This window comes from Telluria sp. PB2R4 (genome assembly GCF_059685695.1).
This window is the reverse complement of the sequence record NZ_JCASIC010000001.1, coordinates 672292-693242: the sequence shown is the minus strand read 5'-3', so window position 1 is coordinate 693242 and position 20951 is coordinate 672292. Positions and strand designations below refer to the sequence as shown.

The 20951-nt window shown below is 64.1% G+C and carries 19 protein-coding genes and 3 tRNA genes; 12 read left to right on the top strand and 10 right to left on the bottom strand.

The genetic code is table 11. The features are described 5' to 3' along the window. Positions 1 to 186 precede the first annotated feature (186 nt). From AC56LU_RS03030 to AC56LU_RS03015, 4 genes are read right to left on the bottom strand one after another with little or no spacing between them, the layout of a single operon-like run. Positions 187 to 417, bottom strand: coding sequence for a hypothetical protein (locus AC56LU_RS03030; RefSeq protein ID WP_497174114.1), 231 nt, complete (start codon positions 415 to 417; stop codon positions 187 to 189). A 25-nt stretch (positions 418 to 442) separates the two neighbouring features. Beyond that, on the bottom strand, positions 443 to 1381 hold the full coding sequence (locus AC56LU_RS03025; protein WP_497174113.1) for an alpha/beta fold hydrolase: 939 nt from the start codon (positions 1379 to 1381) through the stop codon (positions 443 to 445). Then, positions 1378 to 1581 carry a helix-turn-helix transcriptional regulator gene (locus AC56LU_RS03020; RefSeq protein WP_497174112.1) on the bottom strand — a complete coding sequence of 68 codons (204 nt, stop codon included), beginning with the start codon at positions 1579 to 1581 and terminating at the stop codon, positions 1378 to 1380. Before AC56LU_RS03020 ends, AC56LU_RS03025 begins: the two co-directional genes overlap by 4 nt. Positions 1582 to 1588: 7 nt before the next feature. After that, on the bottom strand, positions 1589 to 1945 hold the full coding sequence (locus AC56LU_RS03015; RefSeq protein ID WP_497174111.1) for a hypothetical protein: 357 nt from the start codon (positions 1943 to 1945) through the stop codon (positions 1589 to 1591). Between the two features lie 172 nt (positions 1946 to 2117). Between AC56LU_RS03015 and AC56LU_RS03010 the strand changes: the two genes are divergently transcribed. Both AC56LU_RS03010 and AC56LU_RS03005 read left to right on the top strand, forming a co-directional pair. Next, entirely contained in the window at positions 2118 to 3398 is a 1281-nt protein-coding gene (locus tag AC56LU_RS03010; protein ID WP_497174110.1) for a TIGR03862 family flavoprotein, read from the top strand. Between the two features lie 114 nt (positions 3399 to 3512). After that, positions 3513 to 3908 carry a hypothetical protein gene (locus tag AC56LU_RS03005; RefSeq protein ID WP_497174109.1) on the top strand — a complete coding sequence of 132 codons (396 nt, stop codon included), beginning with the start codon at positions 3513 to 3515 and terminating at the stop codon, positions 3906 to 3908. A gap of 408 nt (positions 3909 to 4316) precedes the next feature. On the opposite strand, the gene AC56LU_RS03000 is transcribed toward AC56LU_RS03005, so the two are convergent. From AC56LU_RS03000 to hpnC, 6 genes are all read right to left on the bottom strand, one after another. Then, entirely contained in the window at positions 4317 to 5123 is an 807-nt protein-coding gene (locus tag AC56LU_RS03000) for a head GIN domain-containing protein (protein WP_497174108.1), read from the bottom strand. Positions 5124 to 5125: 2 nt separating this feature from the next. Next, the gene (locus tag AC56LU_RS02995; protein ID WP_497174107.1) at positions 5126 to 5920 is read right to left on the bottom strand and encodes a DUF1700 domain-containing protein; all 795 of its coding nucleotides are present in this window, start codon (positions 5918 to 5920) and stop codon (positions 5126 to 5128) included. 12 nt (positions 5921 to 5932) lie between these two features. Continuing rightward, positions 5933 to 6094, bottom strand: a complete 162-nt coding sequence (locus AC56LU_RS02990; RefSeq protein WP_497174106.1) for a hypothetical protein — start codon at positions 6092 to 6094, stop codon at positions 5933 to 5935. Positions 6095 to 6130: 36 nt separating this feature from the next. After that, entirely contained in the window at positions 6131 to 7537 is a 1407-nt protein-coding gene (gene hpnE, locus AC56LU_RS02985) for a hydroxysqualene dehydroxylase HpnE (RefSeq protein ID WP_497174105.1), read from the bottom strand. After that, positions 7524 to 8357 carry a presqualene diphosphate synthase HpnD gene (gene hpnD / locus AC56LU_RS02980; RefSeq protein WP_497174104.1) on the bottom strand — a complete coding sequence of 278 codons (834 nt, stop codon included), beginning with the start codon at positions 8355 to 8357 and terminating at the stop codon, positions 7524 to 7526. The genes hpnE and hpnD overlap by 14 nt, the downstream gene beginning before the upstream one ends. A gap of 77 nt (positions 8358 to 8434) precedes the next feature. Continuing rightward, complete coding sequence (gene hpnC, locus AC56LU_RS02975) at positions 8435 to 9244, bottom strand: squalene synthase HpnC (RefSeq protein ID WP_497174103.1); 810 nt, start codon at positions 9242 to 9244, stop codon at positions 8435 to 8437. A gap of 103 nt (positions 9245 to 9347) precedes the next feature. Between hpnC and AC56LU_RS02970 the strand changes: the two genes are divergently transcribed. The 10 genes from AC56LU_RS02970 (at position 9348) to AC56LU_RS02925 (ending at position 20859) form a co-directional block, all read left to right on the top strand. After that, positions 9348 to 10490 (top strand): efflux RND transporter periplasmic adaptor subunit, encoded by a 1143-nt coding sequence (locus AC56LU_RS02970; protein WP_497174102.1) that lies wholly within the window; start codon positions 9348 to 9350, stop codon positions 10488 to 10490. After that, positions 10487 to 13585: an efflux RND transporter permease subunit gene (locus AC56LU_RS02965; RefSeq protein WP_497174101.1), complete on the top strand. Its 3099-nt coding sequence runs from the start codon at positions 10487 to 10489 to the stop codon at positions 13583 to 13585. Before AC56LU_RS02970 ends, AC56LU_RS02965 begins: the two co-directional genes overlap by 4 nt. Positions 13586 to 13758: 173 nt before the next feature. After that, a tRNA-Leu gene (locus AC56LU_RS02960) sits at positions 13759 to 13845 on the top strand. Between the two features lie 31 nt (positions 13846 to 13876). Beyond that, positions 13877 to 15217, top strand: a complete 1341-nt coding sequence (gene tig, locus AC56LU_RS02955; protein ID WP_497174100.1) for a trigger factor — start codon at positions 13877 to 13879, stop codon at positions 15215 to 15217. A 218-nt stretch (positions 15218 to 15435) separates the two neighbouring features. Beyond that, positions 15436 to 16053, top strand: a complete 618-nt coding sequence (gene clpP, locus AC56LU_RS02950) for an ATP-dependent Clp endopeptidase proteolytic subunit ClpP (protein WP_497174099.1) — start codon at positions 15436 to 15438, stop codon at positions 16051 to 16053. Between the two features lie 160 nt (positions 16054 to 16213). After that, positions 16214 to 17482 (top strand): ATP-dependent Clp protease ATP-binding subunit ClpX, encoded by a 1269-nt coding sequence (gene clpX / locus AC56LU_RS02945; protein WP_497174098.1) that lies wholly within the window; start codon positions 16214 to 16216, stop codon positions 17480 to 17482. A gap of 256 nt (positions 17483 to 17738) precedes the next feature. After that, complete coding sequence (gene lon, locus AC56LU_RS02940; protein WP_497174097.1) at positions 17739 to 20147, top strand: endopeptidase La; 2409 nt, start codon at positions 17739 to 17741, stop codon at positions 20145 to 20147. A gap of 200 nt (positions 20148 to 20347) precedes the next feature. After that, entirely contained in the window at positions 20348 to 20620 is a 273-nt protein-coding gene (locus AC56LU_RS02935) for an HU family DNA-binding protein (protein ID WP_436106104.1), read from the top strand. A gap of 66 nt (positions 20621 to 20686) precedes the next feature. Then, positions 20687 to 20763 (top strand) — tRNA-Asp (locus AC56LU_RS02930). A 19-nt stretch (positions 20764 to 20782) separates the two neighbouring features. Further along, positions 20783 to 20859: transfer RNA gene (locus AC56LU_RS02925), tRNA-Asp, on the top strand. Positions 20860 to 20951: the final 92 nt, after the last annotated feature.

Below are 20951 nucleotides of genomic sequence, written 5' to 3'. Positions count from 1 at the left end.
CTCGTCCAAGTATTTAGCGGGCGCCATCGTTCGTTGTAGCGGATACAAGAATATTCCTGCTACATCTATTGTCAAGCGGAATCTTATAGCGATGACAAATGCATGCAGTCGCAGGGGCACGACGCAGTGCAGCATTCTTGCGTCGGCGCCCCCGGTCCGTCTTGATGCATCTTGAAGGAAGTCGGATCAGCGTTTCGTGTCCGGATGGCTGCACATCGCGCACTGGGCGCCGCGGTCGGCGCGGTAGTAGCGCGAGCCGATGAAGATGGCCGACGCCAGCACCGACCAGGCCAGCGACTCACGCCAGCCGGTCTCGAAGGCCTCGCCGCGCAGGAGCACGTCGATGGCGACCAGCAGGGCAAACATCGAGCCCGCCGCCAGCAGGTATTGCCCGCTCCAGTAGATCAGCTTTTGCATCTCTTTTCTCCCTTTGTATGTGGCCTTATTTGATGAAACGGCGGATCGCGTCGGCCACGGCCTCGGGCTGGTCGATCATGGCGAAGTGGCGCGCCTTGTCGATGGCCTCGACCTGCAACTGCGGCGTTCCCGACATCAGCTCCCGATAATACGCGAGCTTGTCGTCCAAGGTGATGTTATTCAGGACCACCGCATCCGGGGCGTAGTAGGGCACCAGCAGCAACACCGGCGCCTTGATGCCGGCCAGGCCGGGGCGCAGGTCGCGCGACAGCACCGCGGCCATGTAGGCGGCCACTGCAGCCGGATCGCTTCGCGAGCTCAAGCGCGCCGCATCGTCGGCCTTGCCCATGTCGACCATGCCGATGCCGCGCATATACTGGTGCTGCTGCGCGACGAAGGCCGGCCCGCTGAGGGCTGCCATTTGCTTGCGCATCCCTTCGGCCATCGCCGCGCGCGCTTCCAGCGGCATGTCTTCGGTGCGCGGGAACACCGGCAGGCCGTCGATCGCCACCACGCCGCCGATCGCCTGCGGCAGATCCTGCGCCAGGGCCAGCGCCAGGGTCGCGCCGATGCTGTGGCCGACCAGCACCGGCTTGGCCAGCTTGCGCGAGGCGATCAGTTCAGCCAGCGCCGCCCTGGCGTTATTGAACGGGTCGCCGCTTACCGCCGGCCGGCCGTCGAAGCCGGGCAGGGTCACCACGTAGACGGTGTGCGAGGGCGCGAGATCGCGCACAGTTTGCCCCCAGACCCAGCCGCCGCTGGACAGGCCGGGGATCAGTACCAGGGGGCGCGGACCGCTGCCGTGGCGCTCGACCAGCATGCCCTTGATCTCGAAGCGTTCGACAGCGACGGGTTGCGCGGCGAAGCGGTTCGGTGCGTCGAGCGGGGCCTGGGCGGCAGCCGAGGGAAGGACTGCGCTGCCGGCGAGGCCGAGCAGGGCTGCGAACAACAGGGATGCTTTCATGCTGACTCCTGGTCTGGGATGAAGATCGATTCGATCGGTAACTGGAATAATTTGGCGATGGCGAAGGCCAGTGGCAAGCTGGGGTCGTAGCGGCCGGTCTCGATCGCGTTCACGCTCTGGCGCGAGACGTCAAGCATGTCGGCCAGCGCAGCCTGGCTCCAGCCGCGCTCGGCGCGCAGCGCTCTGATATGGTTGTTCATCGCTTATTCAGCGGTCAAGGAACTTGCGCAGCACTTGGACCAGCACGACCGCCCCGCACAGGACGCACCAGACCGTGAACATCGACAGCTTTGGATAACCGGCCGTCTCGAGGAAGCCGTAGCTGAAGGTCAGGCCGGCCGTGATGGCCGCGCCCAGCGCCACGTTTTCCAGCAGGCGCATGCGCATGTATTCGTCGATGCGCCCGAAGTGGCGTGCGATCACCCATAGCGCGGCGCCGAAGCCGATCATCGGCGAGAGCAGCACCAGCGTGCGTGCGACGCCGTCCTCCATCGGCCGGCCCCAGCGAATGGCGGCGAACAGCAGCACCATGTACAGCGCCAGCGATGCCACCAGTTCGCGCATATACATTTTCCCGACCCGCTTTTCATGCATGACATCCTCCGTGAAGTAAAGTATGCTTGACATCGTAGTCAAGCAAACCTGACATGTCAAGCTTACTTTACATCGGCGCCGTCATTTTATGCATGGCGCAAACTCGACTACAATGCCGCTCCTTCGCCTCCCCGATATCCCGATGAGCCAGCAGCCCAACCGAAGCAAACGCGTCGCCGTGATCGGCGGCGGCCCCGCCGGCCTGATGGCCGCCGAAACCCTGGCCGCCGGCGGCGCGCAGGTCGACTTGTACGACGCCATGGCCTCCGTGGGGCGCAAGTTCCTGCTGGCGGGGAAGGGCGGCATGAACATCACCCACTCCGAATCCTTGCCGGCCTTCCTGGGTCGTTATCGGGAGCGCGAGGAAGAGGTGGCGCACTGGATCGCGGACTTCACGCCGCAGGCGCTGCGCGACTGGATCCACGCGCTCGGCATCGATACCTTCGTGGGTAGTTCCGGCCGCGTATTCCCGCTCGAGATGAAGGCCGCGCCGCTGCTGCGCGCCTGGCTGCACCGGCTGCGCGAGGCCGGCGTGCGTTTCCACATGCGGCACCGCTGGATGGGATGGGAGGAGGGCCGGCTGCGCATGGCGACGCCGGAGGGCGACATCCTGGTCGAGGCCGACGCCGTCGTGCTGGCCCTGGGCGGCGCCAGCTGGGCGCGGCTCGGGTCCGACGGGGCCTGGGTGCCGCTGCTGGCCGGGCGTGGAGTCGAGGTGGCGCCGCTGGCCCCGGCCAACTGCGGCTTCGATGTCGACTGGAGCGCCCACTTCGCCGACAGGCACGCGGGGGCGCCCCTGACCACCGTGGCGGTCGCTTGGCGCGGCCGCGACGGCGCGCTGGAAAAGCGCCAGGGCCAGTTTGTCGTGACGCATAGCGGCATCGAAGGCAGCCTGGTGTATGCCATCTCGGCGCTGCTGCGCGACCAGATCGCGGAGCAGGGCAGCACCACCATCTGGCTCGACCTGCTGCCGGACCTCGATGCTGCGCGCGTCGCGCTCGAGGTGGCGCGTCCGCGCGGCTCGCGCTCGCTGTCCAGCCACCTGCAAAGCCGGCTCGGCATCAAGGGCGTCAAGGCCGGGCTGCTGCACGAGTGCCTTTCAAGGGAGGACTATGCCGACACCGACAAGCTGGCGGCCGCGCTCAAGGGGCTGCCGCTCACCCTGCGGCGCCCGCGTCCGATCGACGAAGCCATCAGCAGCGCGGGCGGGGTACGTTTCGAGGCGCTGGAGGGCGGTGCCATGCTGCGGGCGCTGCCCGGCGTGTTCGTGGCGGGAGAGATGATCGACTGGGAGGCGCCGACCGGCGGCTACCTGTTGACTGCCTGCTTCGGTAGCGGGCGCGCGGCCGGGCGTGCTGCATTGGAGTGGTTGGCGCGTGAACAGTCACTGAGGGCACCTGGAAAGCTCCTCAGCTTGTCCTGACAGCGACGCCGTATACTGAGCCATTCCGAATGACTGCAATCGGCCGCGCAGTCATTCGCCCGAGAGTCTGTTCTCGATATCGTGTGCTTTACGACATCACGGAGGAGAAGCCCAATGGAACTGGAGTTTAACGGTAGGCCTCCTTCAATTGAAGGGAAGGTATGTGATGGTCTGATCTGCCAAGGTTTCGAATTCAAAGGAAAACTGGTGAATACAGCAAGCGTCACATATCTAAAATTCGGTGGTATATGGCACCACCTATGCTTTGATATCGGTGTCGTGCATTGGCGGACATGGCCATCCGAGCCAGAGCCTTGGGCCGTTGAAGGGGAAGGGTTGAACTATCCTCATGTCAATGTAGGGCTTGCTGCTGATTTGATTGGCGTGCGGCTCAAATCCTATGAGACGTTGGTTACTGAACGTGGAGCAAACATAGTTTTTGAGTTCGAAAATGGCCGTAAAGTGTTTATCAACAACGTGGACGATTCTACGAGCTATGAAATTATTTAGCCCGTTGATCCCACGACAAAGTCTAAGCCTCGTCCGACCGCTCTGGGTCGTTGGCAGCCTGACCAGGCTCTGCGAAAACCTCGGGTCGTTTATTGAAGCGCATCTTCCGGCCCAACATCAAGCGCCGAGGACGGCGGACGCATCCGCGATGGTGCGGCCGCGGCGAAACTGTGTTCGTGCTCAGAGCCGGCAGACCTCGGGTGCACCGGCCTGGCGGGATTGGCAGCCGCATGACCCGCACGCCTCGCCTCCAGGATGCGATGCGGGCAGATGTTGCCAGAGCATCCAAGAGCCCGTTCCGTTTGGGCTCAGTGAGCAAGACCAGATCAGGTAAGCTTGCACCAAGCCTCCTTTGCTCGTGCCGCCCCCCGCATCTTTGCGTCCGTCGAGACGTTTTATCAGCGGTGATTAGTCGGTAAATGTCACCGCACCACTGCCGGTGCGGCTGACACTGCGTTCGCCCGGGTTGCCGATGACTTCGATGTCGCCGCTGCCCGAGATCGACGCGGCGACGCTCTGGCGCGCATGCACGGTGCTTTCGCCGGAACCGGTCTGGCCGACCTCGACTTTCTCGGCGCGCAGGTGGCGCGCATCGAGTTCGCCCGATCCGCTGGCGTTCGCATGCAGTTCGCGGGTAGTGCCGACGATGGTCATGTGACCCGAGCCGGTGAGCACCGCATCGAAGCGCTCGATGCCGGATCCCGCATTCAGGTCCAGTTCGCCGCTGCCGCTCAGCGCTGCGTCGACCTGGCGGAAGCGCCCGTTGAAATGCAGGCTGCCCGAGCCTTCCATGCGCACTTCGATGCGCTCGCCCGAGAAACCGTTGACCGTGCTGTCGCCGCTGCCGTCGATCTTCACGCTGGCCAGGCTCGGGAGCACCAGGTCGACCTGCAGCGGGCGACGGTGGCCCAGCACCATGCCGCGGATGCCGATGTGCAGCACCGCGCCGTCATTGCTGATGTCGATGTTGTCCAGCAGGCGCGCTTCGCCGCGCACCACCAGCATCGGTGCCGAGCCGTAGCGGACGGTCAGGTCGATCGGTCCGTCCAGGTCGATGGCATTCACGCCGGCCGGCAGGTCGCGCTTCTCGCTCGCCACCTGGCGGCCTTCGCTGGCCGACGCGACGCCGTTGGCGCGCAGCGCGGCGTAGCTCATGCCGATCAGGACGAAGGCCAGCAGCAGCAGGCTGAAGCCGGTTTTCAGCAAGGCCCGCATGCTCAGGCTCCCTTCAACAGCGACAGGTTCATCTTGAGGTAGCGCTTGAGGCCGATGAACGTGTACTTGGTGATGACCAGCGACAGCAGGAACAGGACGATCCCGCCGATCACCATGGACAGGCCGACGACGGTCTGGGTGGTGCGCGATTCGCCATCCATGTCGGTGCTGATCTGGATGCCGGCGTCGGCCACCTTCTCGGCGCGCCGGATCACCATGGCGGACCTGGTCTCGCCGGTCGTGTCGTCGTCGCCGGCCGTCGGTTCCGGCACCTCGTCTTCGTTGATGTGGATGCCCTGCTTGCCGATCAAGACCCGGGTCCGTACGTTTTCACGCGATTCGCGGCGCTCGCCGTCCGCCATGATCTCGACCCGGTGCAGCGGATTGTTCAGGACCAGCTCATTGGCCCCGGCCAGGCCGCTGGCGGTGATGGCGATGCCGGACACGTAGAAACCCAGCGCGGTGCCATAGACCGCGATCAGCAACGAGGCGACCACGGCCGCCGGAATCGCCATGAACAGGTTGAAGACCAGCAGGCCGGCGCCGGCCACGATCATGCGCGCGGCGTTGGCGGGCGACTTTTTTTCGTTGAACGCCGCCATGTGGGCGCTGGCGCGCAGCGTCACGGCGATCTTGCGCGGGTCGCCGAGTTCCTCGGCGATGCTCGCCTCGCTGCGCCCGGCGGCCACGCCGTCCACGAAGCGCTGCTCGTACCAGGCCAGGGTCTTGGCCTGGGTTTCCGGCGGCAGACCCGCCAGGGCCCGCTTCAGCGCGTCGAGATAGTCGAGTTTGCCCATGTGCGTTGCGCTTTAATGAAGACCGACGACCGGAATCGCACCGATCGCAAGGGCCGTGGCCGGCGACGAGCCGCCGATGAGTTCGGGCTGGACCAGCACGGCGGTGCTGGACAGCACCAGCGCCACGAGGGCCAGGGTACGCAAACCGAGCTGGAACTTGTTCATGTTGCTCATGTTGTTGTTCAATCCGTAAGACATGTTTCGATGCTGCTAGCTTACGGAAGGGGGCGCATCCATGCTACCGGCATGCGACAGTCTGCGCTTTTCGCGGGGCAGGGCGCCGTAGGCGAGGATAAGCGTGGCGGCCGCCACGCCGCTCTGTACGGCGGCTTCCAGCGTCGCCGGGTAGTCGCTGGCCGTGTAGTCGCCCGCCAGCACCAGGCCGGGCAGGGGTGTCTCGTTGCCGGGCCGTTGCAGGCCCGGGGTGCAGGAAAAGGTGGCGCGCTTCTCCGTGATCACCCGCGACCAGTGCGGCGCGGCCAGTTCCGGCCGTCTTAGGTCCCGGGCCAGCTGGGACGCGATCTGGCCGGCGAGGGCATCCTGGCCGAGCGCGGCCGCATCGCCGGCGGCGCTGACCACCACTGCCAGCAGGCCAGGCTGGGTGGCGTCGAGCTGGCCGCGGTCGAAGGCGAACTGGCCCCAGCGGCCCTGCGCCGGATCGTCGAGCAGGGCGTAGAAGGGCAGGGGCAGGCGTACCGAAGGCGCGTATTGCAGGTAGCAGGTGGCGATCGGTTCGTAAGCCAGTGCGCCCAGCTGCGCGGCCAGTTCCGGCGCCTGCGCCGCCAGCAGCGCGGCGGACTGGGTGGCGGGCGTGGCCAGCACCAGGGCGTCGAAGTCCGCTTCCTCACCATTCAGGGCGAGGCGCCAGCCCCCTTCGGCCGGGTTGGCAGCGCCGAGCTTGACCCCGGTGCGCACCCGCCCGCCATGCCGCTCGACGAAGCGCGCCGCGGCCTGGGGAAACAGCGCGCCCATGTCCATGCGCGGCAGCAGCATGTCCGACGCGGCCCGCCGCCTCGCGCCCAGGCTGTCGCGCAGCACGGCCAGGAACACCTTGGCCGAGGCGCGCGCTGGCGGCGTGTTCAGCGCGGCGATGCACAGCGGGTGCCACAGCAGGCGGTTCAGGCGCGGGGTCTGGCCGAAACGCGCCAGCAATTCGGCGACCGTGCAGTCCTGATAGAGCACCCAGCCCATCGAGCGGGCGGCGGTGGTGAAGCGCGCCAGGGCCAGCTTGTCGGCGCGCGCCAGGCCCTTCGCACGCACGAGGGCGGCCAACAGGTGCAGGGGCGCCGGCCAGCGCGGGGCGACGAAATCCATGCCGCCGCTGGCCTCCGGATAGCGCATCTGTACGGGCAGGCGCAGCAGGGCGGTGGCGGGATCGATGCCGACCTGTTCAAGCTTGCGCAGGGTCTCGCCATAGGCGCCCAGCAGGATGTGCTGGCCGTTGTCGAGCAGTTTTCCCTGCACTTCCACGCCGCGCGCCCGACCGCCGAGCGAGCGCGAGGCTTCGAGCAGGGTGACCTCGGCGCCGCCGGCGGCCAGCTCGACGGCTGCGGCACAGCCCGCCCAACCACCACCCGCGACAGCCACCCGAAGGCGGCCGCGCTCAGGTGCGGACATAGGTCTTCCACGCCAGCCACAGCTTGCGCAGCGGCGTCAGCGAAATACGCTGGTTCAGCACCTGGAAGTTGTCGCGTGCGATCTCGTCGAGCAGGGTGCGGTAGATGGCCGCCATCATCAGGCCCGGACGCTGGGCGCGCCGGTCTTCCTTCGGCAGCAGGGCCAGCGCCTCGTCGTAGGTGCGCTGGGCGCGCTCGTTCTGGAAGCGCATCAGCGCCTCGAACTTTTCGCTGTGGCGGAAGTTGAGGATGTCGGCTGCCGTCACATTGAACTGCTGCAGCTCGTTCACCGGCAGGTAGATGCGGCCCTTGCGCGCATCGTCGCCGACGTCGCGGATGATGTTGGTGAGCTGGAAAGCCAGGCCGAGCTTCTCGGCATAGGCCAGGGTCTCCGGCCGGGTATAGCCGAAGATGCTGGCCGACAGGATGCCGACCACGCCCGCCACCCGCCAGCAATACTTCTGCAGGCCGGGGTAGTCGAGGTAGCGGCTCTGGTCCAGGTCCATCTCCATGCCGTCGATGATCGCCTGCAGGTGCTGCTCTTCCAGCTTGAAGGGAGCAAGGTGCGGCTGCAGCGCCTGGGTTACCGGGTGGGTCGGGCTGCCCTTGACCATCGCCGAGACTTCGGTGCGCCACCATGCCAGCTTGATGCGCGCGACCGAGGCATCGTGGGTCTCGTCGACGGTGTCGTCCACCTCGCGGCAGAAGGCGTACAGCGCGGTGATCGCACGGCGGCGCTCCGGCGGCAGAAACAGGAAGCTGTAATAGAAGCTGGAGCCGCTTTGGACGGTCTTTTGCTGGCAGTATTCGTCGGGGGACATGTAATTATTGCTGTTGGTGTGCTGAGCTAATCCGCTATCTTAGCCGATGCCGGTGCCTCTACGGTAATGCGATGGCGTTACATGCGCAGCGCGCGCCAGCCCACCACGACCCAATCGGCCGCAGCCAGCGCCGGCCGGCGCCGGAATACGTCGTAGTCCGCCTTCTCGATCGCTTCCAGGATGCGCAGTCCACCCTGGACCATCAGGCGCAGTTCCCAGCCGATGCGGCCCGGCAGGCGGTGCGCCAGCGGGGAGCCGCTCAGCATCAGGGCGCGGGCGCGCTCGACCTCGAAGCGCATGAGGGCGCGCCAGGCCGGGGTCGACGAGCTGGCAGCCAGCTCCGCCTCCGTCACGCCGTGGCGTTCCAGGTCTTCGAGCGGCAGGTAGATGCGGCCCTTGGGCAGGTCGATCGCCACGTCCTGCCAGAAGTTGATGAGCTGCAGGGAGGTGCAGATCGCATCCGAATCGCGCAGGTTGCGCTCGTCCACGGCATCGTAGAGTTCCAGCATCAGCCGCCCGACCGGGTTGGCCGAGCGCCGGCAATAGTCGAGCAGTGCGGTGTAATCGGCATAGCGGGTGGTGACCACGTCCTGGCGGAAGGCGGACAGCAAGTCGTGCATGGGCGCCACCGGCAGGCGAAATTCACGCACCACGCCGGCCAGGCGCGCGAACAGCGGGTCGGCCGGCGTGCCGCCGCGCGCGATGGCATCGATTTCCCGCCCGTAGCGCTCCAGCGCCGCCAGCCGCTCGGGCGGGGCGGCGTCGCCTTCGTCGGCGATGTCGTCGGCGCTGCGCGCGAAGGCATAGATGGCCTCGACCGCCGGTACCAGGCGGCGCGGCAGCAGGAAGGAGGCAACCGGGAAGTTCTCGTAATGCTCGACTGGCATATTTGACTGTTGACTCTAATCTCGGGTTCTTGACTGTTTCACTGATTATAATTGCTTGATTATAAATGCCCTAACTTGGCAACGCATCGACAGGGGACTACACGTGTTTGCTCTTGCATCTTTCCGCTTTACCCGCGCTGCATGTGTCGCGCCGATCCTGTTGGTGTTACTGGCCGGCTGCGACAAGCCCGCGCCCAGGGTCGAGGAGGTCCGCCCGGTGCGCGCGATCCAGCTGGCCGCCGGCAATGGCGCAGAGCGCGTCGAATTTTCGGGCGACGTGCGCCCGCGCTACGAATCGCGCCTGGGTTTCCGTGTCGGCGGCAAGATCGTCGAGCGCCGGGTCGATGTCGGCGCCCTGGTGACGGACGGCCAGGTCTTGATGCGGCTCGACCCGCAGGACCTGCGCCTGGCCGAGACCCAGGCCCGCGCCACCCTGCGCGCCGCCGAGACCGAGCGCGACCTGGCCCAGGCCGACTACAAGCGCCACCAGAACCTGCGGGCCCAGAACTTCGTCAGCCAGGCGGTCCTCGACGCCAAGCAGGCCGCCCTGCGCGCTGCCCAGGCCACTGTGGACGCGGCGCGCGCGGGCTTCCGCGGCCAGTCCAACCAGGCTGGCTATGCCAACCTGGAATCGGACGCCGACGGCGTGGTGACGGCGGTCGATGCCGAGGTCGGCCAGGTGGTGGCCGCCGGCGCGCCGGTGGTGCGCGTGGCCCGCACCGACGAGAAGGAAGTCGTGATCGGCATTCCCGAAGACCGGGTCGGCCAGCTGCGCGAGGCCAGTAGCGTCAGCGTGCGCCTGTGGGCGAATCGCGCCGTCGCCATCCCGGGCAAGATCCGCGAGGTGTCGCCGGTGGCCGATCCCGCCACCCGTACCTACACCGTCAAGGTGTCGATCCCGGCCAGCGCCGACGTCCGCCTGGGCATGACGGCGACCGTGGAAATCGCCACCAAGGGCCCGGCGAATGCACCCACGCTGAGGGTGCCGCTCAGCGCCCTGGTGCAGGACAAGGGCGCTACCAGCGTCTGGGTGGTCGACAAGGGGAGCGTCCAGCTGCGCAAGGTCGAGGTGGCGGGCCAGTCGGGCAACGACATCCTGCTGCGAGGGGGTGTGCAGCCCGGCCAGACCGTGGTGACGGCCGGGGTGCACCTGCTCAAGCCGGGCCAGAAGGTGCGGATCCTGGCGGCCGACGTCGCGCGCCGCGGCGACACCGAAGCCGCGGCAGTGGGCGGAGCCCGCCAATGAAAGGGTTCAACCTGTCGCGCTGGGCGCTCGAACACATCCCGCTCACGCGCTACCTGATCGCCGCGCTGCTGATCGGCGGCATCCTGAGCTACCAGGGGCTGGGCCAGGACGAAGACCCGCCGTTCACCTTCCGCGCGATGGTGATCAGCGCCGTGTGGCCGGGGGCGACCGCCGTGCAGATGGCCGAACAGGTTGCCGATCCGCTCGAACGCAAGCTCCAGGAAACGCCCTACATCGACCGCATCCGCAGTTTTTCCAAGCCGGGCGAGACCACCATCATCATCGAGCTGCGCGAATCGACGCCCCCGGGCGACACGGCGCCGACCTGGTACCAGGTGCGCAAGAAGATCGGCGACATGGCGGCCACCTTGCCGCAGGGCGTGACCGGGCCTTTCTTCAACGACGAATTCGGCGACACCTACGGCTCGATCTTCGCGTTATCCAGCGACGGCTTCAACCAGGCGGAGCTGCGCGACTACGCCGACTTCGTGCGCCAGCAGTTGTTGAAGGTGCCTCTGGTGGCGAAAGTCGAGCAGTTCGGGGTGCAGGCCGAGAAGGTCTACATCGAATTCTCCAGCAAGAAGTTCGCCCAGCTGGGCGTGCCCTTCGAGCAGATCGTCAACCAGATCGCGACCCAGAACCAGGTCGAGGCCAGCGGCGTGCTGGTGACGCCGACGGACAACCTGCAGGTGCGCGTCACCGGCGCGCTCAAGAGCGTCGAGCTGCTGGAAAACCTGCAGCTGCGGGCAGGGAACACCACCTTCCGCCTGGGCGACTTCGCCGTCGTCAAGCGCGGCTACCAGGACCCGCCCAAGGACAAGATGCGCTTCAACGGCAAGGAAGTGATCGGCCTGGGCGTGTCGATGGAAAAGGGCGGCAACATCATCCGGCTGGGCGAGGGCCTGGACGACACCGTGGCGCGCATACGCGCCCAGCTGCCGGTCGGGATCGAGCTGGAACGCGTGGCGGACCAGCCGCAAGCCGTCACCGCCTCGGTCAACGAATTCATCAAGGTGCTGGTGGAGGCGGTGATCATCGTGCTGGCTGTCTCCTTCATTGCGCTCGGCCTGCACACCAAGCCCAAGCTGCGCATCGACGTGCGCCCGGGCCTGGTGGTGGCCTTGACCATTCCGCTGGTGCTCGCGATTACCTTCCTGTTCATGCGGGTGTTCGACATCTCGCTGCACAAGATCTCGCTGGGCGCCCTGATCATCGCGCTCGGCCTGCTGGTGGACGACGCCATCATCGCGGTCGAGATGATGGTGCGTAAAATGGAAGAAGGCCTGTCGCGCTTCGAGGCGGCCACCTTCGCCTACACCTCGACCGCGATGCCGATGCTGACCGGCACCCTGATCACGGCGGCGGGCTTCCTGCCGATCGGCCTGGCCAAGTCGGCGGCGGGCGAGTACACCTTCACGATGTTCTCGGTGAACGCGCTCGCCCTCCTGATCTCATGGGTGGCGGCGGTGGTGTTCACGCCCTATATCGGCTACATCCTGCTCAGGGTAAAGCCGCACGGGCAGGGCGAGTCCTCGCACGACGTGTTCGACAGCCCGGCCTACGAACGCTTTCGCCGCCTGGTCACTCGGTGCGTCGAATGGCGCAAGACCACGATCGCCCTGAGCCTGGGCGTGTTTGCGCTGGGCGTGTTCGGCTTCAGCTTCATCGAGAAGCAGTTCTTCCCCGATTCCAGCCGCCCCGAGCTGATGGTCGAGATGTGGTCGCCCGAGGGCACCAGCTTCGCCGCCAACGAGGCGGTGGTGAAGCGCTTTGAAGCTTACCTGCAAAAGCAGCAGGGTGTGCAGAGCGTCACCAGCTATGTCGGCACCGGCAGTCCGCGCTTCTACCTGCCGCTCGACCAGATATTCCCGCAGTCGAATGTGTCGCAGCTGGTCGTCCTGCCTGTCGATGCGCAGGCGCGCGACGCCCTGCGCATCAAGATCGAGGACGCCTTCCGCAACGAATTCCCGGAAGTGCGCGGACGCGTCAAGCTGCTGCCGAACGGACCGCCGGTGGCCTATCCGGTGCAGTTCCAGGTGCTCGGCCCCAGCATCGGCGTCGTGCGCCAGGTGGCCGACAGGGTGAAGGACGTCATGCGCGCCAACCCGAACACGATGGGGGTCAACGACAACTGGAACGAGGCGGTGAAGGTGCTGCGACTGGATCTCGACCAGGACAAGCTGCGCGCACTGGGCGTCACGTCGCAGGCGGTGCGGCGCGTCATCAATACCACGCTCACCGGCACGCCGGTCGGCCAGTTCCGCGAAACCAACCGCCTGATCGACATCGTGGTGCGCCAGCCGATCGAAGAGCGCTCGACCATTACGCGCCTGTCGGAAGCCCTGGTGCCCACCGGTACAGGCGCCGCCGTGCCGATCGGGCAGGTGGCGCGCGTGGCGTTCGTGTGGGAGCCGGGCGTGGTCTGGCGCGAGGGCCGCGAGTGGGCCATCATGGTCCAGTCGGATGTGGTCGCAGGCATCCAGGGGCCGACCGTGACCGCGCAGGTGGACGACAAGCTGGCCGCCATCCGCGCCGGGCTCCCGGCCGGCTACCGGGTGACGGTGGAAGGCGCCGCGGCCGACAGTTCGGACGCGGAAGCCTCGATCATGGCCAATGTGCCGCTGGTGCTGTTCATCGTGTTCACCCTGCTCATGCTGCAGCTGCACAGCTTTTCGCGTTCGCTGCTGGTCTTCCTCACCGGGCCGCTGGGCATTGCCGGGGCGGCGATGGCGTTGCTGGTGTTCGACCGGCCGTTCGGCTTCGTGGCCAACCTGGGCGTGATCGCCCTGTTCGGCATGATCATCCGCAATTCGGTGATCCTGGTGGACCAGATCGAACAGGACATCGCTGGCGGCGCCGAAGCATGGGATGCGATCGTCGAAGCAGCGGTGCGGCGCTGCCGGCCGATCCTCCTGACTGCCGCCGCAGCGGCGCTGGCCATGATTCCGCTGTCGCGCTCCGTGTTCTGGGGGCCGATGGCGGTGGCGATCATGGGTGGGCTGCTGGTGGCCACCGCGCTGACGCTGCTGTTCCTGCCGGCCTTGTATGCGGCGTGGTTCCGCGTAAAGAAACCGGTGGGCGCGAAAACCGTCTGATGTCTATATGGATGAGCTGTACGCCCAGCACACCGCGTAAAAAAGCACCCAGTAATGTCAGAAAATCCAGTAAAATAATCGATTGAAGTTGTAGCCCCTAAACAGAAGCGTGCAGGGCGGCCGGTTTCACTGTCGGGCGCCCTTTGTTTTTGTGGCAAAAATGCAATTCTTCCGCGAGGATGGCGAAATTGGTAGACGCACCAGGTTTAGGTCCTGACGCCAGCAATGGTGTGGGGGTTCGAGTCCCCCTCCTCGCACCACGAATAATTATTTTTTTGGACGATTTTTATAATGGCAACTGCAGTCGAAACCCTGGGTAAACTCGAACGTCGCCTGACGATCACTTTTCCGGTAGCTGACGTCCGTACGGAGGTCGAAAAGCGCCTCAAGCAGCAGGCCAAGTCGGCAAAAGCCCCAGGCTTCCGCCCTGGCAAGGTGCCGCTCAAGATGGTCGCCGCGCAATACGGTTACCAGATCGAATCGGACGTGCTGAACGACAAAGTCGGCCGCGCGTTCAACGAAGCGGCCAACGAGAACCAGCTGCGCGTTGCCGGCTTCCCGAAAATCGAGCCGAAAGAAGAAGCGCCGGAAGGCATGCTGGCCTTCGATGCAACCTTCGAAGTCTATCCGGAAGTCGTGTCCGCCGACCTGGCCGGCGTCGAAGTCGAGACCGTCTCGGCCGACGTGAGCGATGCTGAAATCGACAAGACCATCGACATCCTGCGCAAGCAGCGCGTGCACTACCACACCAAGGGCGAAGCAGGCGAGCACGGCGACGGCGGCGAGCCGGTGGCTGCCAACGGTGACCGCGTGACCGTGGACTTCGTCGGCAAGATCGACGGTGAAGAGTTCGCCGGCGGCAAGGCCGAGAACTATACCTTCGTGCTGGGCGAAGGCCGCATGCTGCCGGAATTCGAGTCGGCAACCGTGGGCCTGAAGGTCGGCGAGAGCAAGACCTTCCCGCTGCCTTTCCCTGAGGATTACCACGGCAAGGATGTGGCCGGCAAGACCGCCGAGTTCACCATCACCCTGAACAAGCTCGAATGGGCCCACATGCCGGAAGTCGACGCGGAATTCGCGAAGTCGCTGGGCATCGAAGACGGCGCCATCGAGAAGATGCGCGAAGACATCAAGACCAACCTGCAGCGTGAAGTCAACGCCCGCATCAAGGCGCGCAACAAGGAAGCCGTGATGGACGCCCTGGTCAAGGCCACCGACATGGAAGTGCCGAAGGCAATGATCCAGCAGGATTCGGAGCGCCTGGCCGAGATGACCCGCCAGGACATGATGCAGCGTGGCATGGATGTCAAGGCAATGCCGTTCCCGCCTGAAATGTTCGCCGACAAGGCCGAGCGCCGCGTGCGCCTGGGTCTGATCCTGTCGCAACTGGTGAGCGACAACGACCTGCAGGCAACCCAAGAGCAGGTCAAGGCCCAGATCGAAGACTTCTCGCAGAGCTACGAAGATCCGAAGGAAGTCCTGAAATACTACTACAGCGACCGCCGCCGCCTGGCCGAAGTGGAAGCACTTGTATTGGAAGAAAACGTCGTCAACTATGTCCTCGGCAAGGCAAAGGTCAGCACCAAGACCATCGCTTTCGATGAACTGATGGGCGGCAACGCTCAGGGTTAAGGAATTTCCAACCCGAAAGGGTGCGTTGTGGTTCAATCGTAGGGTGGGCAGGTCTCCTGCCCACGCGTTCAAACCGTGGTGATGCTGCCCGCGCGGCTGCTCCATCGCTGCTTGAACGCGTGGGCGGCGAAGCCGCCCACCCTACGTGTCTGTGGAACGCGCGCGCAACTGTTAAAATTGGATTTCTGAACCCCCTATTTACAAGGAACGAGACAGGTATGAATCGTAATCCGGCATTGGATACCCAAGCCCTCGGCCTCGTGCCGATGGTGGTCGAACAAAGCGGTCGCGGCGAGCGCGCCTATGACATCTATTCGCGCCTCCTGAAAGAGCGCGTGATCTTCCTGGTCGGTCCTGTCAACGACCAGATGGCCAACCTCATTGTGGCGCAGATGCTGTTCCTGGAGAGCGAGAACCCGGACAAGGACATCTCGCTGTACATCAACTCGCCTGGTGGTTCGGTCTCCGCGGGCCTGGCGATCTTCGACACGATGAACTTCATCAAGCCGGACGTCTCCACGCTGTGCACCGGGCTGGCCGCCTCGATGGGCGCCTTCCTGCTGGCTGCCGGCGCCAAGGGCAAGCGTTTCTCGCTGCCGAACTCGCGCGTCATGATTCACCAGCCGTCCGGCGGTTCGCAGGGCATGGCGTCGGATATCGAAATCCAGGCCAAGGAAATCCTGTACCTGCGCGAGCGCCTGGCGCGCATCATGGCCGAGAACACCGGCCAGAGCATCGAGCAGATCCACCGCGATACCGACCGCGACCGCTTCATGTCGGCGGAAGAGGCTGTCGAATACGGTATGATCGACCGCGTGCTGACCAACCGCGCGTAAAGTGCGCCGTTGCGACGCCGCCAAGGTGTTGCCAAAAAACGCCCGGGCGGATGGTCGTTCGGGCGTTTCGTTTTTATTTCAGGTAGCATGTTCGTGTACGCACTTGTTGCGTACCCGTATTAGCGATATATTCATTGCAATTCATTAAATTACCTGCCCCATGTCTGACAAAAAATCCTCCAGCGGCGAAAAACTTCTGTACTGCTCGTTTTGCGGAAAGAGCCAGCACGAAGTCAAGAAGCTGATCGCGGGACCGTCGGTGTTCATCTGCGATGAATGTATCGACCTGTGCAACGACATCATTCGCGACGAGACCTCCAACGTCGAATCGGTGGCGGGCGCCAAGTCCGATCTGCCGACTCCGCACGAAATCACCGAGCTGCTCGACCAGTACGTGATTGGCCAGCAGACGGCCAAGCGTATCCTGTCGGTCGCGGTGTACAACCACTACAAGCGCCTCAAGCACCTGGGCAAGAAAGACGACGTCGAACTGGCAAAGAGCAACATCCTGCTCGTCGGCCCGACCGGTTCCGGCAAGACCCTGCTGGCCCAGACCCTGGCGCGCATGCTCAACGTCCCCTTCGTGATCGCCGACGCGACCACGCTGACCGAAGCCGGCTATGTCGGCGAAGACGTCGAAAACATCATCCAGAAGCTGCTGCAGAGCTGCAACTACGAAGTCGAGAAGGCCCAGCGCGGCATCGTCTATATTGACGAGATCGACAAGATTTCGCGTAAATCGGACAATCCGTCGATCACGCGCGACGTGTCGGGCGAGGGCGTGCAGCAAGCACTGCTGAAGCTGATCGAAGGCACGATGGCCTCGGTACCGCCACAGGGCGGGCGCAAGCATCCGAACCAGGACTTCGTCCAGATCGACACGACCAACATCATGTTCATCTGCGGCGGCGCTTTCGACGGCCTGGCCAAGATCATCCAGAACCGCTCCGAAAAGAGCGGCATCGGCTTCGCGGCCACGGTCAAGAGCCAGACCCAGCGCGCCGCCAGCGAAATCATGATGGACGCCGAGCCGGAAGACCTGATCAAGTTCGGCCTGATTCCGGAACTGGTCGGCCGCCTGCCGGTGGTCGCCACCCTGAACGAGCTGACGGAAGAGGCGCTGATCCAGATCCTCATCGAGCCGAAGAACGCCTTGATCAAACAGTACTCGAAGCTGCTTGAAATGGAAGGCGCCGAACTCGAAATACGTCCTGCGGCACTGCACGCGATTGCGCGCAAGGCCCTGGCACGCAAGACCGGCGCCCGCGGCCTGCGCTCGATCCTCGAGCACGCGCTGCTCGATGTCATGTACGAACTGCCAAGCCAGCAAAATGTGGTGAAAGTCGTGATTGATGAAAATACGATCACGAATGCTGCGAAACCTTTGCTTATTTACAGCGAAACGCCAAAAGCATCTGGCGAAAATTAAAAAAAGGCGCGCACTCTTGCCACAAAAGTCTTGCCGTACGGATTCTTGAAGGTACAATTTACTTCAATAAAAGACGCCGGCTTCAATCGAAAAGCCACTCGCCGGGAAACCCCTGCGGTGGCTTTTTCATTTTAAATGCGGATTTTATTGGAACGGCCATTGATATTCTTTTACTCGTAGAAATATTTACTGGACCGCCCTTGAGATTTAGGGGCGTAAGGCCCAAGTTAGCAACACGCTTTCTATAAGGTATGCCATGACAACTTCGAAATTAACCGAGCAAACGACGCTGCCTCTTCTGCCGTTGCGCGACGTGGTCGTGTTCCCACATATGGTGATACCTCTGTTCGTCGGACGTCCGAAATCCATCAAGGCCCTCGAAGCCGCGATGGAGCAGGGCAAGAGCATCATGCTCGCCGCTCAAAAGGCCGCTGCCAAGGACGAACCTTCGGCCGCAGACATCTACGAGATCGGCTGCGTGGCCAATATTCTGCAGATGCTGAAGCTGCCGGACGGCACGGTGAAAGTGCTGGTCGAAGGCGCCCAGCGCGCGCGCATCGACACGATCACCGATGGCGCCACCCATTTCACGGCCGAGCTGACCCCGGTCGAGTCGGAAATCGGCGACGATTCCGAAGTCGAGGCCATGCGCCGCGCCATCGTCCAGCAGTTCGACCAGTACGTCAAACTCAACAAGAAGATCCCGCCCGAGATCCTCGCGTCGCTGGCGGGCATCGACGACGCCGGCCGCCTGGCCGACACCGTCGCCGCGCACCTGCCGCTCAAGCTCGAGCAGAAACAGGTCATCCTGGAGATCTTCAACGTCGCCAAGCGCCTCGAGCACCTGCTCGGCCAGCTGGAAGGCGAACTGGACATCCTGCAGGTCGAAAAGCGCATCCGCGGCCGCGTCAAGCGCCAGATGGAAAAATCGCAGCGCGAGTACTACCTGAACGAACAGGTCAAGGCCATCCAGAAAGAGCTCGGCGAAGGTGAAGACGGCGCCGACATCGAAGAGCTGGAGAAGAAAGTCATCGCCGCCAAGATGCCGAAAGAGGCAATGGAAAAGGCGCAGGCCGAGATCAAGAAGCTCAAGATGATGTCGCCGATGTCGGCCGAAGCCACCGTGGTGCGCAACTACATCGACACTCTGGTCGGGCTGCCGTGGAAGAAGAAATCGAAGGTCACCATCGACCTGGAGAAGGCCCAGCAGGTGCTGGAATCGGACCACTACGGTCTCGACAAGATCAAGGAACGCATCCTCGAGTATCTCGCGGTGCAGCAGCGCGTCGACAAGCTGAAGGCGCCGATCCTGTGCTTCGTCGGTCCTCCGGGCGTGGGTAAAACCTCGCTGGGCGAATCGATCGCCCGCGCAACCGGCCGCAAGTACGTGCGCATGGCCCTGGGCGGCGTGCGTGACGAAGCCGAGATCCGCGGCCACCGCCGTACCTACATCGGCTCGATGCCGGGCAAGGTGCTGCAGTCGCTGTCGAAAGTCGGCGTGCGCAACCCGCTGTTCCTGCTCGACGAGATCGACAAGATGGGCGCGGACTTCCGCGGCGACCCGTCCTCGGCCCTGCTCGAGGTGCTGGACCCGGCGCAGAACCACACCTTCAGCGACCACTACGTCGAAGTCGACTTCGACCTGTCGGACGTGATGTTCGTGGCGACCTCGAACTCGTTCAACATCCCGCCGGCGCTGCTGGACCGGATGGAAGTGATCCGCCTGTCGGGTTACACCGAGGACGAGAAGACCAGCATCGCGCAGCGCTACCTGCTGCCGAAGCAGATCAAGAACAACGGCCTGAAGGAAGGCGAGATCAAGGTCGAGGAATCGGCGATCCGCGACATCATCCGCTACTACACCCGTGAAGCGGGCGTGCGTTCGCTCGAGCGCGAGATCTCGAAGATCTGCCGCAAGGTCGTCAAGATGCTGCTGCTCACCAAGACCGAGAAGCGCGTGCTGGTCAACGGCAAGAACCTGGACAAGTTCCTGGGTGTGCGCCGCTACGACTTCGGCGTGGCCGAGAAAGAGAACCAGATCGGCCAGGTGGTTGGCCTGGCGTGGACCGAAGTGGGCGGCGACCTGCTGACCATCGAAGCCGTGAACGTGCCGGGCAAGGGCGCCATCATCCGTACCGGCACCCTGGGCGACGTGATGAAGGAATCGATCGAAGCGGCCCGCACCGTGGTGCGTTCGCGGGCCCAGCGCTTTGGCATCAAGGCCGAAGCCTTCGAGAAGACCGACATCCACATCCACGTGCCGGAAGGCGCGACGCCGAAGGATGGTCCGTCGGCCGGTATCGGCATGACGACGGCGCTGGTCTCGGCCTTCACCGGCATCCCGGTGCGCGCCGATGTGGCGATGACCGGCGAGATCACGCTGCGCGGCGAAGTGCTGCCGATCGGCGGCCTGAAAGAGAAGCTGCTGGCGGCGCACCGCGGGGGCATCAAGACGGTCCTGATCCCCGAGCAGAACGTGAAGGACCTGGCCGAGATCCCGGACAACGTCAAGAACAAGCTCGAGATCGTGCCGGTGCGCTGGATCGAGAAGGTGCTCGAGGTTGCGCTGGAACGCCAGCCGCAAGCGCTGGCCGACGTGGCGGCCACGGTGGCGGTGACCCCGGCGCCGGCGGCCGAAGGCGCGACCGAGGTGGTCAAGCACTGATCGTTTCTCCATGATCGACAAGACAGGCGCTGCGGCGCCTGTTTTATTTCGTGCAGGGCGCACCTGCAGTGACGCAAGCATGCAACCGGACGCTGCTGACAACGGATGTTGCTTGACAGACCAATGTTGCCCTTGTTTAATACGCGCTTGCACTTTTGCATGCAGGCGCACCAGCGTCGAATGAATAAACGAGGGTTAGAGTGAACAAGACAGAACTGATCGAAGAAATCGCGAAGTCCGCGGACATTACCAAGGCCTCGGCGACGCGTGCTCTCGACGCCATGATCGTGGCGGTGACCGAGTCCCTGAAGAAGAACGACAGCGTCACGTTGGTCGGCTTCGGCACCTTCACCGTGGGCGAGCGCGCCGCGCGTACCGGCCGCGATCCGCGCACCAAGGAACCGATCAAGATTGCAGCTGCAAAGGTTCCGAAATTTAAGGCTGGTAAAGCTCTGAAAGATGCTGTAAACTAATGCCTTCTCTGCAGTGACATGCAGAGAGCAGAAGCTGAAAAGCCGATGCGATGATGTGTTTTTGTTGGAGCGGTAGTTCAGTTGGTTAGAATACCGGCCTGTCACGCCGGGGGTCGCGGGTTCGAGCCCCGTCCGCTCCGCCAACATCCACAACATTATTCTGGAGCGGTAGTTCAGTTGGTTAGAATACCGGCCTGTCACGCCGGGGGTCGCGGGTTCGAGCCCCGTCCGCTCCGCCAGAATGCTAGTAGTGCTGGGCTTACGCTCCAGCGACAAGAAGGGGCGAACGCGAGTTCGCCTTTTTTTTTAACTTGTGCTGTTAAAGCATTAT